Annotated in this window: 10 protein-coding genes and 1 tRNA gene; 5 read left to right on the forward strand and 6 right to left on the reverse strand. The window is 52.4% G+C overall.

Annotated features, from left to right (window positions below; translation table 11 throughout):
- From L904_RS24790 to L904_RS24815, 5 genes are all read left to right on the forward strand, one after another.
- Window positions 1–2999 (forward strand): M10 family metallopeptidase C-terminal domain-containing protein (locus L904_RS24790; protein WP_198157984.1); only part of this gene is annotated, 2999 nt, incomplete at its 5' end.
- 79 nt (window positions 3000–3078) lie between these two features.
- Window positions 3079–3594 (forward strand): toxin-activating lysine-acyltransferase, encoded by a 516-nt coding sequence (locus L904_RS24795; protein ID WP_051671902.1) that lies wholly within the window; start codon window positions 3079–3081, stop codon window positions 3592–3594.
- 111 nt (window positions 3595–3705) lie between these two features.
- Complete coding sequence (locus L904_RS24800) at window positions 3706–5421, forward strand: type I secretion system permease/ATPase (protein ID WP_245285043.1); 1716 nt, start codon at window positions 3706–3708, stop codon at window positions 5419–5421.
- The gene (locus L904_RS24805; RefSeq protein ID WP_245285044.1) at window positions 5418–6728 is read left to right on the forward strand and encodes an HlyD family type I secretion periplasmic adaptor subunit; all 1311 of its coding nucleotides are present in this window, start codon (window positions 5418–5420) and stop codon (window positions 6726–6728) included. The genes L904_RS24800 and L904_RS24805 overlap by 4 nt, the downstream gene beginning before the upstream one ends.
- A 723-nt stretch (window positions 6729–7451) precedes the next feature.
- Window positions 7452–8624: a hypothetical protein gene (locus L904_RS24815; RefSeq protein ID WP_155272882.1), complete on the forward strand. Its 1173-nt coding sequence runs from the start codon at window positions 7452–7454 to the stop codon at window positions 8622–8624.
- Window positions 8625–8668: 44 nt separating this feature from the next.
- Here the strand turns inward: L904_RS24815 and L904_RS24820 are convergent, their stop codons facing one another.
- The 6 genes from L904_RS24820 to L904_RS24845 all read right to left on the reverse strand — a co-directional run bounded on the left by L904_RS24820 (window position 8669) and on the right by L904_RS24845 (window position 12853).
- Entirely contained in the window at window positions 8669–10084 is a 1416-nt protein-coding gene (locus tag L904_RS24820; RefSeq protein WP_035263559.1) for a hypothetical protein, read from the reverse strand.
- A 9-nt stretch (window positions 10085–10093) separates the two neighbouring features.
- A complete protein-coding gene (locus L904_RS24825; protein WP_051671903.1) occupies window positions 10094–11350 on the reverse strand; it encodes a hypothetical protein in 1257 nt (418 codons plus the stop codon).
- A gap of 335 nt (window positions 11351–11685) precedes the next feature.
- A complete protein-coding gene (locus L904_RS28255) occupies window positions 11686–11946 on the reverse strand; it encodes a hypothetical protein (RefSeq protein ID WP_059762697.1) in 261 nt (86 codons plus the stop codon).
- Between the two features lie 57 nt (window positions 11947–12003).
- A complete protein-coding gene (locus L904_RS28260) occupies window positions 12004–12318 on the reverse strand; it encodes a hypothetical protein (RefSeq protein ID WP_059762699.1) in 315 nt (104 codons plus the stop codon).
- A 98-nt stretch (window positions 12319–12416) separates the two neighbouring features.
- On the reverse strand, window positions 12417–12701 hold the full coding sequence (locus tag L904_RS28265; protein ID WP_059762701.1) for a hypothetical protein: 285 nt from the start codon (window positions 12699–12701) through the stop codon (window positions 12417–12419).
- Between the two features lie 76 nt (window positions 12702–12777).
- A tRNA-Lys gene (locus L904_RS24845) sits at window positions 12778–12853 on the reverse strand.
- Window positions 12854–12892 lie beyond the last annotated feature (39 nt).

A 12892-nucleotide genomic window follows, 5' to 3' on the forward strand; every position in this document is an offset into this window, starting at 1 on the left:
TGGAGGAAATTCTCAGTGGCAGGTCAGATAGTCTATCTGGCGGGAGCGGAAACGACATCTACGAGGCAGACCTGTTCGGCGGGTCGGTAACGATATCTGAAATCGAAGGTTCCGATCTTTTAAGGCTGACCGGTGGTGTCGAACCTAAACACGTTTCATTGACGCGGGAGGGTGACGATCTCGTCATATACAACGTTCAAAATAATGCCAACGCGATTCGAATTCAGGGTCAATTCGCTGCTGGCATACGCAAAGTCGAGGTCCTTCAGTTCTCCGATGGCTACATCATCAATCTGAGTAATCTGATAATCGGTGACGACGGAGACAACACGCTCATCGGAACCGAGGGTGACGATGGCATTCTAGGCTTGGGAGGCAACGATAGCATCCTGGGCCTCGGCGGCGACGACTTCCTGGATGGTGGCGCGGGCAAAGATGCAATTTTCGGGGGCCGCGGTAACGATACTATCCAAGGTTCCGGCGAAGACGACATTCTTTCCGGCGATGAAGGGAACGACGTAATCGTCGGTGGAGCTGGCAATGACATGTTGATCGGCGGGCAAGGTCGGGACACTTTTGTCATCAACATCGAGGACGGCAACCGTGAGACGATCGCTGATTTCGAAAGAGGTCAAGATCGCATCGATCTGACCGGCTTCGGAAATCGCTTCGTATCTCTAAAGCAGATCAAATACTTCGGCTCAGCTATCGAGCAGGTGGGCCCAGACGCGACGTTGAAGTTCGGGAACAGTCAGTCCGTGTTGATTGAAGATATCGATTCCTCTTCTCTTATCGAAAGCGACTTTCTTTTCAACCTTCACAAGATTGAGGGCACAGTCGGCACTGATAAAAACGATATCATCGTAGGTACTCACGGGAGCGATGTTATCAATGACGGTAGCGGCCTCGATCTCCTGACGGGCGGCGCTGGCGGTGACGTCTTCAAGATCACTGCAGGCTATGGAGACATCGACACAATTACAGATTTCAATGTTTGGGAGGATCGCATCGATCTCTCAGGCTTTGGTGACCGAATCTCCATCGCGCAACTGAAAATCACCCAGATCGGAAACGATTCTATTATCGTCATAGGCGACAATCAGCATCTTCTGTTAGAAAATGTCCAAGCAAGTGCTCTCAAGGATGAACACTTCTATTTTGATGTCTTCGTTGATCGGACGATGGAAGCTCAAAGATTCAGCGGGCATATCGATCACGATTTTGGAAGAGACGAGATAACTGAATGGGACGCAGACGACTCGGTCTTTGCTTCGGTTCAGAGGAACGTTGACATTCCTAAGGGTTCAGCTGGTGCGGGCATTTGGCATCACGATCCGTCATTCGACACATTTGATAATATCTTCAAAACAGGTCCCACCTCAGTTTTCCATAACAATGAATATTGGGTTCAGACCGGGGGCAAAAAGAAACGCAATGAGCTCGTTCGAGAGACTGATTTCCGGGTGGAGGAGTTTATCTGGTATTATGATCTTCCAAGTGACGAACCCAACACCTCAAATGACGAGATGCATGGTAACTGGTGGTCCGAGCGGATCTGGTCCTTCGGCGGGAATGACGCAATCCATGCGAATGGCGGTGACGACCAAGTCTGGGCGGGTAATGGAAATGACTACGTCAGCGGCATGGACGGTAACGACACCATTCACGGGGAAGATGGCTTTGATCATCTTATCGGCGGTACCCACGACGACTGGATTCATGGCGGAGGCCACAGCGACAGACTTTACGGAGAGGATGGTCACGACACTCTGATAGGTGGATGGGGCGAAGATCTACTCGAAGGAGGGAATGGGGACGACCAACTTCATGGTGAAGAAGGTTTTGATATACTTCGTGGTGGTAGTGGCCACGATGTCCTCCACGGTGGAGGCCATAACGACACGCTGCAAGGTGACGACGACAACGATCAACTCAACGGTGGCTGGGGCGAAGATTATCTCGACGGTGGAAACGGCAACGACGTATTGAACGGGGAAGATGGGTACGACATTCTGAGAGGCGGCGCCCACAATGACTGGATGAATGGCGGCGGCCACAACGACACCTTGTATGGAGATGATGGTGACGACACTTTGATCGGCGATTGGGGTGACGATCGCTTGATGGGCGGGTCTGGGCATGATGCATTGCACGGTGGCGCCGGATCCGACGATCTCGACGGTGGTGACGGAAACAATCGTCTCTATGGTGGGCCTGGCGCGGACGTCCTGAGAGGCGGTCCAGGCTGGGACTACCTTGTCGGCGAGGATGGCAACGATCTCATTTACGGCAACGGAGGCAATCACTGGATCCATGGCGGAAGCGGCGTTGATGTTATTTATGGCGGCGCAGGCCACGAGATAATTTATGGCGGTTCCGGTTCCGACATGATCGACGGCGGCGATGGAAGCGATCTGATCTTCGGCGGCGTTAACAACGACATTGTGAATGGCGGAGGCGGCAATGATCGCTTGTTTGGAGGCACTGGAAACGATCGAATGAGCGGTGGCTTCGGTGAAGACTACGTCGATGGTGGTTCCGGCAATGACGTTATCCACGGCAATGACGGCAAGGACAGGCTGATTGGGGACATCGGCGACGATGTCTTGGATGGTGGGAACCAAAACGACCAGATCTTTGGAGGGCAAGGCCGCGACCATCTCATTGGCGGACATGGCGCTGACTTCCTCGACGGCGGTGCGGATGATGATGTGCTGGAAGGAGGAGCAGGTGGCGATGTTCTTGCCGGAGGACAAGGCGCGGACCTGTTCAGGTTCACTAGCCTATCAGACAGCCGACGCGTGGCGACGGATGTCATAATCGATTTTGATCGCACACAGGATAAGTTTGACTTCAGGGCACTCGAGTTGAGCTACGCCAATATCGTTGTCGTCGAAAGCTCCAGTCATACCGATATCCTCGCGGATCGTGACAACGATTTCTCGATCAGACTTTTGGGATCTGGCTATAAGCTCGACCAATCCCATTTCTTGCTCTGAGCGGCCCTGAGTGTCGCATTCCGGCTCGATAAATCGTGCCGGAATGCGGATATGTGAACTGAGTTTGAGAAATCAGAACATGACTTTGGAACACAAAAAATTAACCTCTGAAAAAGCTGGCGGCGGAATTTTGGGTATGGCCAGCCCAACACGGCTAAACAAGCTTCTTGGCGAGCTGGTCTATCTGATGTTGGCTTCGGATCTGCACCGAAAGTATTTCATCAACGACATCGGGTCCGTGTTCTTCCCACCGATCGATCTCAACCAGTTTCGAATCTATCACAGAAATGGCGGTCCTGTCGGATTTGTGACTTGGGCCTCACTGAGCAAAGAGATCGAAGACCGGTACCTCAACACGAATTATATCCTGCGCCCCGACGATTGGGGGAGCGGCGACCGGATATTGTTCATGGATCTCATTGCGCCTTTCGGCGACGGCAAAAACATTGTGCGAGACCTCAGAAAAAACGTCTTTCCTGATATTGCGGCGCGATCGTTCCGCGTCCGGCGAGACACCAAACCTCGTGTCCGCCATCTTCACGGCATCAATTACGGGCGGATCAAACGTGAATTTGTACAACAGGACGCTACGTGATCAGCCTGCCAAAACTGAAGTCATTTTTCACTAACTTGTTTCTGCTTCGCTGAGAAACGCTGTTCATCGAGCGCTCGTTTTCACGCGACGCTACCCGTGTGGATTTCACCTTTGCCAAAACATTTGCACTATGAAGGGCGGCGGCCTGCGGTCGCCGCTGCCCTTGCCGCGACCCGAAGCGCTTTTTTCTCCGTAGCTTTGCTCAGCGCTTTCACCAACATCCTGATGCTGACCAGTCCGCTTTATATGATGCAAATCTACGACCGGGTGCTCGCCAGCCGCAGCGTGCCGACGCTCGTTGCCCTGTCGGTGCTGGCAATCGCTCTTTACGTATTTCTCGGCGTGCTGGAACTGATCCGGGCACGTATCTTATCGCGTATCGGCGAGCGGATCGAAGAGCAGCTTAGTGGACCGACATTCGATGCGGTAATGCTGCTTCCGCTGAAAATGTCGAAACAGGATGTCGTCTCGCAACCGGTGAGGGATCTTGAACAGATGCGCCAGTTTATGAGCGGGCCAGGTCCTGTCGCCATTTGCGACATGCCCTGGTTGCCGATCTACGTCGGGGTATTGTTTTTGTTTCACGCTTATCTGGGATGGTTAGCTATCGCCGGAGCTATTGTTCTCATAGCGATGACGCTCTGGAGCGAGGCTATTCTACGCGCGCCTAGCAAGCGGATGGCGCTGCTGGCCTCAACCCGGGCCGATTTCATCGAATCAGGACGCCGCAATGCCGAGGCTTTGCACGCCATGGGCATGAAGAACGCTTATGCGCGCGACTGGGGGTATACCAATGGTGCCTACATCGACGAACAGCGACGGGTTAGCGATGCGATAGCGAGCTTCTCGACCTTTTCGAAAATCTTTCGGTTAGCGCTGCAATCGGCCGTGCTCGCCTTGGGCGCCTGGCTTGCGATCAAACAACTAGCGTCTCCAGGCGCAATGATCGCGGCCTCGATCATCACCTCGAAGGCACTTGCGCCGATTGAACAGGCGATCGGTCAGTGGCGGGGATTCGTTAATTTTCGACAAGCCAAGACCCGCCTTACTCAACTTTTTGAGAAGATCGGGGCCGATAGGGAAAAGATGTCGCTGCCCGCGCCGGCAAAAATGCTGTGTACTTCCAATCTTGCCGTAGCAGCTCCAGGCAATCGGGCTCCCACCGTGCGCGACGTCAGCTTTTCGCTATTAGCTGGACAGGGTTTGGGGATTATCGGCCCAAGTGGTTCGGGTAAGTCCACGCTTGTTCGTGCTTTGGTGGGCATATGGCCGGCTGCGCGTGGAACTGTCAAACTGGACGGAGCTGAACTCGACCAATGGCATCCTGAAGCACTGGGGCCGTCGATCGGTTACTTGCCGCAGGGTGTAGAGCTTTTCGACGGCACCATTGCGGAAAACATCAGCCGGTTCTCCAGCGCTGCTGACCCTTCCAATATTATCGAGGCAGCGAAGCTGGCGGATGTGCATAACCTGATCCTTTCTATGCCTGAGGGGTATGATACCAGAATCGGGAATAGCGGCGCCGTCCTTTCTTCCGGTCAGCGCCAACGAATAGGCCTCGCCCGCGCCCTATTCGGCAAACCCTTCCTGATCGTTCTCGATGAGCCCAATGCCAGCCTTGATGCGGAAGGGGAAGTGGCACTCACAAATGCGATTGCCATGGCAAGGCAACGCGGCGCGATCGTGGTGATTGTGGCGCACAGGCCGAATGCGCTGTCGGCGGTGGACCATGTCCTCGTTCTTGCAAAGGGCGCGATGGTTGGTTTTGGGCCACGCGATGAAGTTCTCCGTAAGACGACAATGCGAGCAATATCGGAAAAAGCATGATCCCGAACAAGCAAACTCCTGCGGGCCGTTCCATACGGCTCTATACGGTGATGGGTGTCGGCACTCTCGCCGTTATGGTCTTATGCGTGGGCGGCTGGGCCGCAACGACTAATCTATCGGGCGCAGTGATTGGTGCGGGAACGGTCGTCGTTGAGGGAAACGTCAAACGTATTCAGCATCGTGAAGGCGGCATCGTCGGGGAAATCCGCGTGCGAAACGGGGTGATCGTCAAAGCGGATGAACTACTCATCCGCCTTGATGCGACAGTCATGCGCGCCAATCTTGCTATCGTTTCGAAACAGATGGCTCAACTGGGCGCCAGGAGAATGCGGCTTGTGGCGGAACGCGACAATGTTGGCAAACTCGCGGGTCCGACACGGCTGCCTGATGAAACCGATGAAGCGGACGTCGCTGAATATATCGCGGCGGAAACCTCGCTTTTCGCCGCCAGGAAACGCACCCTCGATGGCCAGAAAGCGCAGCTCGCCCAGCGAATCGACCAGATACGGCAGGAAAACGAGGGATTGATCGTTCGCAAGAGGGCCAAGGAAGAGGAACTGTCGTGGACCGGACAGGAACTCGTTCGCGTCAGAAATCTTAACGAGCAGCAGCTGATCCAATTCAACCGGCTGGCGGAGCTGGAGCGGCTGCGAGCCCAGCTTGATGGCGAGCGCGGCCAGCTGATTGCGGAGATCGCCAGGGCAGCGACGCGTATCACTGAAACCGAACTGCAAATCCTTCAGCTCTATCAGGACCGGTTGGCGGAGATTCTGATGGAACTTCGCGACGTCGACAACAAGCTCGCAGAGCTATCGGAACAGAAGGTCACTGCTGAAGACCAATTAAAACGCATCGATATCCGCTCGCCGCAGGACGGTATCGTACACGAACTTGCAGTCCACACCATTGGCGGGGTCATCGCCGCCGGCGAAACCATGATGCAGATCGTCCCCATCAATGACCGGCTGGTGGTGGAAACGAAAATCCAGCCGTTCGACATAGACCAGATGCATGTCGGGCAGCAGGCGATCCTGCGCTTCTCAGCTTTCAACCAACGCACGACCCCGGAAGTCGCCGGGTACGTGAAGACAGTCGCTGCCGATCTCATCAGCAATCCACAGACGGGTGAAAGCTGGTACGCAGCGCGCATTGAGATCAAGCCGGAAGATCTGGCGAAACTTGGCAACCTCAGCCTGTTGGCAGGTATGCCGGTCGAAGCCTATATCAAGACTGGCGATAGAACGGCGTTGTCTTATCTCGTCAAACCGCTCGCGGCCCAGATCGCAAAGACTATGCGAGAGGATTAGCGTCAACGATGAGAGGCTGCTTGCACAGATCGAGTGATTTGGCGGATAAGGCTAACACACACGTCCCTCGGACAGGCCATGCGCGCAATGCAGTGCGCGCAGGCTTGCTCATGGCATGAAGAGATCAGAGAAATAAGCGTAGCGCAGCCCTAAGCGGGATTTCGGGCATTTTTGTTATACAAATGGCGGAATATGCGCAGCCGCAAGAGCCTCAACAATGTGGTCCGAAGGAGAAGGCGGGACCGACTGCGTCCGCTTGCGCATTCCGTCTACGTCGCAAGTGAGGTTGCGCTGTCCGGGCCGACAGTAAGTCATTCCCTGCTTCTTCTCGACGTTAATTTCTTCGCACGGGTATAAATCCACCAATCTCTCAATCAAAGCTGTTGGTAAAATGACTTTATCGTCTGGAGTCGTTGACATGTTAGGATTTTCGAACATTTTCACGTTATGCTTCCGTTTTCGACCGAGTTCCCCATTAAGTTGCCAGGTAACCGCGCCGTTTTTGTCGCGGAGGTAATCGCTTGGTTAAAGGGTATCTCAAGCAGCACCGTACTGAATGAAGGGTCCGGCCAGGTGTTGGACCGGGAAAACGCTCACCTTAGAGCTGCTACTGGCGAAGAGTTACGTTTCCGCGAATTGGTCGAGAATGACGTTTGGGAGGCTATAGGCTTCAGACATGACCTGCCGGATGCCGAAGGTAGACTTTGGTGAACTGAAGGTGTTTTGAAACGAGTATCCGGCGATGCAGATGATGGACTTGTGCGGTTTCGTACCCAGTGTTTTGCGAAGGTAGCAGGCGCACGGATTGATAGCCCACGAAAACCATATCTAATCAAATCTTTATTGAGCAATACGTGGGGCGGTATCGACGGTAGTATCTCGGTGTCCGATCAGCCGGTATGGGTAACAGACTCAGACGATGGTCTTGAACTTGCCCATGCCATTACTCTCGGCGGCGCCAGTAGGTGGTTACCTATTGTTTATGTGTCTGCAAATGGAAGAAGCTCTTGGCAGCTGTCTCGAAACGACATCGAGGGCTTGGCTTATGATCTAGGAGGCATTGCGCACGTTTTCGTGGAACCCAATCGAGCGTTCTCTTATAAGCTGCGCAGTATCACAGAGGGTCGTAACGCATATGGCGGCGCCATGGGTCTCTCGATGCCGGGTCAAGGTATCATTAGGCGATATCACGTCGGCTGGGACATTCAAAATAGCAAAGATCTAAAAGAAATATTGAAGCTGGCTGCTATGTCCGTGCGTAGTCAGATGCCGGTACTCGGCTGGGACTGGACTGATCTGCAAGAGCAAGCGTTACGCGCGCAGCGTGAACGTGACAGAAGTAGGTTAAGTGCTGATGACATGGCTCAACTCTATGATGAGGAGATTGCGAACCTTCAGGACAAAATTAGGCAGCTTGAAATCCAAGTTAGTTCAATCGGCATCATAAGTGCGAGTGACAGCGAGTTTTCTGATGATAATTTAGTTCAGCTTATTGGACCGGAGTTCTATTCTGGAGAGATTTCAGATCGCATACGATTAGCCATGAAACTGGGACTAAATGTTGCGGATCAAGTTGGGCTTGATGAAAGATCTAGGGTTATTTTTCATAAAATCATCGATAAGTTGCCTGTTTCTCCTGCGCTTAACGAACTCCTACTAGATCTTTCCAGGGCTACAAAGGATTCAAAGCGCGTAGCGAGCGCACTAGTTTCTCTTTTGGCTAGGCATGGATACTTCGAAAAGGCAGATAATAAGCATATTCGCTTGGAAGCTCTTAAAGGATTTGAAGGTCTCGAAGCAATCACTTTACCGAAGACGCCAAGTGATGGCAGAGGTTTAAAAAATCTCTGCAAACAGGTGGAAAGGACACTGGGCCTGACCAAATTAGTCGACTAGCTCTAGCTATCGACAGCGCCATCGATCATATGGCTGTAATCTGATCAACCCGAACTCGCCTCACGTAGGAATTTATCGACCGCTGCTTCGAGTAGTTCTGGCGATGCACCCGCGGCATTGACGTCGTCTCCCGCGTAAAATGTTTCGCCTCGTTGCACCATGCGTTTATCACCTTGGCGCTGGCGGAGCACGGGGAGAGCCGCCCATTCTTGAGCGACACCTAGGGTGAACGTGTCAAAGTATTCTTTTGGATCTGCTAGAAAATCGTTTCCTTTGCGAACGACCATGAGCAGATGTTCGCCGATCCGGTCCTGCGCTTGTTCATCGAACAAATCTTTTTTCGATAGGCCCGCCTCCTGGTAATTTGTGCGCAGTGTCCTATGAGTCACTTGGTATTTTCCACATGGTGTATGATTGCCCATGTGGTCTTTTTGGAAGGAAAGGACTTCTCCTATCGTCATATCGACAAGTCGTGGATTGTCTATATTGTCCGACCGGCCGAAGACTGCATTGTAGTTGCCGGCGGCTTCGTATTTTCCGATGAAGTCAAGGAACCCAAGGACGCCGTTACGAAACGCAAGCTGAGATTGGACAGCCATTTCCAGTTTTAAACCGTCGACCAGTGCTCCCAATTTCTCGACAACTGGTGCCTTTGCGTCGCCAAACTCCCGCAAAACAGCCTCATGGACCGTCGATTTTAAGGTGTCAGCTCCTTGTGGAAAAAGAAATCGCTCTGAATTAATCAAGCTGGAGGATACCGCTTCTACTCCATTGACTTTGGCCGAGACTGGAGTTTTTTCGTCTAAAGCAGCAAAACGCGTAACAGCATCCAGTCCTATGCGGTGGCCTAACCTCAATAGCCATGCCGGCGGGTCTAGCATGCCGTGGTGATTTTTAAGTTCGAATTGTATCCTGTTCGCCAAGACGGCTGCCAAAAGGGGCTGGTACTTGGGCACAAAGCGATCCGCTTCGGTGAAGCCCCGAAGGATTTCAGCGTAATCACTGTCGGCGAGCGATTCCTTCCACGCCTCCGCCGTAAATTTGAACGGGCCAATCGGCCCCGCCAAGTTAAGCGGTGAGGTTGTCCTATTGTCGCTATCCGTGTTGGTCCATTTGCTTTCTACCCAAGCGAGGAGAAGAAGGTATTCCACGCTCATACCGCCGGCACCGCGATATTCCGACACTACTTGTGCCGCGCGAGAAGAATCTCTGTAGAGATCGATCAGACTGATCGGTTCCAGTTCAATGCTCAGCTCCCCCGGTTCAAGTCGACGTAGGTCGACTTCTTTGATCCACAAATCCTGGGCATCGTGTTCCCTTTTTACTTTGAGGCGGCTATTTTCCACCGTCCCGTCACCGATAAAAGTGTACACGCCGGTAGTAAGTACCTCGAGAACGGTATCGGTCGTAGAATTGGCGTAAACGTCCACATAGGGTCTGCAATTTCTGTAAGTATACATGATCTGCCTCTATTGTGGGTGTTTCTTCAAAAGATCTGCGTCCACAACGTCGCCGGGGGGAAGGCCAAATTCCTTGCGTTTTTCTTCAATCTTCAGGCGGATTGCCTTGGTCAATCGGTTGCTGTCGCGGTTTTCAGATGAAATATTGAGAATTTTCATGAGATAATCAAAACGGGTCGTTCGCTCCGCTTCAACCGTCTTGTAGACTCCGCCATTCGTTAAAGCTGGCGCGTCATGCAAGTATGCACGTTCAAATACAGTCTTGTATCCAAGCGAGGTGCAGTTGCCACTATCAAGAAGCTGCTGAATTTCTTTGTAACTTAGGCCTTCATTGAGCTGAACTGCGATGAGATTCGGTGTGACGGTCGTACGCCAGGCTGTAATCGCTTTTCGAGTTTCGCTGTCAAAGCGCCGAGTTGGTTTTTGACAAAGTGCTTCTTGAAGCGTTCCGATATCGTCACCACCGAGCGCTCGCTCGTTAAGTCCTAGTGCGTTTTGATCTGGCGCGCTCTTTTTTGGGCCTAAAAGGCCTTTATTCGGATCGAATTTCTGTACCCCAGCTTGTGTCTGCGCGATGCCGGACACAAGCTTCGAGGCATCTTGAGCGAAGTCAACCTTACGATTCTCAAGTGTCGCAATTGCTAGGGTGTTGAAGTCCGAACTAATGGAGAGCGGCGAGCATATCCACTGATATTCATGCCAGAGACGAACGAGCTGCGATCTGCTTGACAACCTCCTGCCAACGGCCGCTGCTTCGAACGCCGACTGACGTTGCGTTACGATACGAAGAATGTTCTCCGTCGACATGCCGCGAAGTGGATCTAGGCGCGTAACGTCGTAGAATGTATTTGCGGCCCCTGATCCAAGGATGAGATAGGAAAAGAGCTTCGAGCCAGCGCCTTCCAGCGTCAAGATTCCTGAAATGAATGACTGAACTGAACTACTCGCCTTTCGAAACTGGTCGTCGCGCAACCTTTCCTCGAACACGAACTGGATGTAGCCTCGGCAGCCCAAGCTAATTTCTCCGAAACCGGCCTGAAGCAAAGCTTGATATTGCGTCTCATCGGGATTGGAAGTGCACCGCGTCATACCTCCGGATTTAACCGCTAAACCAGCGGCTACACACATGGTATCTATGTAGGCATCCAAGTTTGTGACGTGACGTTGAGCGCGATTGGCGGATAGCTCCAACCCTGCGCCCCTCACCAAGTTTGGCGCAGCATTGGGTTGGCAGGCAGCGAGGCCGATGCACAACAAGAGAAACATGCAGCGAAGTATCATTTTCGCCTCATTAAATAAATTTACTGATAGAATCCAAATTTTACTTTCTCAATTTAGCGCCTTAGGCATTTTTTAATAGAGGTCTTACACGCGTGAGGTGATTTTTCCACAACTTAGATTCGATTTTTTAAATCAACTCAACTTCGTAGCTGCTTTTTCGAAAATTTTACGCCACGCTTAGATTATATGAGTATTTTTTTAGATAAATTTACTAATAATATAGAATATATAATTGTGAATTTATTAATGAATAAATAGTGATATAATTAGGAAATATTTATTTTTTTAATGTTATTAAATTTTATTTATATTTTACCCTTTTAGTCCAGAATGCTCATGTGTTTCACGGTATGGTGATTCTCGATAATCTCCGCTCTTGTCTGGCAGCTCTCGGCGATCTGGTAGATGTTGGCACCTTCCAACAGGCGCAGGCAGAGATAGGTGCGGCGGAGGTTGTAGACCAAACGTCGGTTGCCCTCGCGGTCGAGCTTGTACCCACAATCGGTCATGGCGCGATTGAACTGCTTCTTGTAATTCTGCGGGAATACAAGATCATTCGGCTTGGGGTTGTTCCGCTTCACCAGCCCGCTTGAACGGGTGCACAGCGCCGGTGGCGCTTTGCAGTACCCAACACGTTTTCAGCGCACCTCGATCAGCAGGATGCGCTCGTCGCCTTCCTCATCCTTCTCGGTGGTCACGTCGCGATATTCGAGCCTGCTGAACTCGTCGGGCCGCAGGCCGGTATTGGCCATGAACAGGACGTAGTCATGGAACTGCTGGGCGGCGTATTGCGAGTTGAGCCCAGCGGCGGATTTGGCGCGCTGACGGGTGTAGGTGTAAAACTGTATGTACTCTTCCGGTGAGAACCGCGCACGATGGGTGATCTTGCCTGACGCTTTGTAGGGGCGCGAAGAAGTCGGGAAGGTGGCTGATCCAGCCGTGGCGCAGGGCAATTTTCATGGTCTGCCGCAGCGTGGTCGTTTCATGGTGAAGGGTGCTGCGTGTCGGCACCTTGTCGAAGTACGGGAAGAGGTGGCTGTTATTAGGTACTTCATGATTTTGAATAGCGCGGATTGTGCTTGTCTTTGGTGAGCGGGACACTGTTTGGCTGCGTCGGCAAAGGTGCGTTCGGTTTTAACTGATCTCGGCTCTTGCCGCGAAGCTCCAGATGCCAGCCTTCGGCAAACTCCTTAGCAAGAGCAAAGACATCGGTTTTTGTGCCGACGCGCCACTCCTTGCCCTCAAAGCAAGTGGCGCATTGCCACAGCGTGCTGTTGGCGCGGTGGTAAACGCGAACCTTGTCACCGAAGACGGCATGCGAGGTCGTTTCACCCACTCAAACTGTGCGAGACATGTGTGAGGGTGATTCTACCGATTTTGGGCTGAAATCAAATGTAAGTGCTTGATTCCGTTGGTGAGAGCGCAGGGATTCGAACCCTGGACCTACTGATTAAAAGTCAGTTGCTCTACCGGCTGAGCTACGCTCTCCCGTGTCGGGGCTTGGCTGCCCTTCGGAAGTGCGCGGAA

The sequence above is a fragment of the Agrobacterium sp. LY4 genome, assembly GCF_001526585.1.
In the GTDB taxonomy this organism is placed as follows: Bacteria; Pseudomonadota; Alphaproteobacteria; order Rhizobiales; family Rhizobiaceae; genus Agrobacterium; species Agrobacterium leguminum.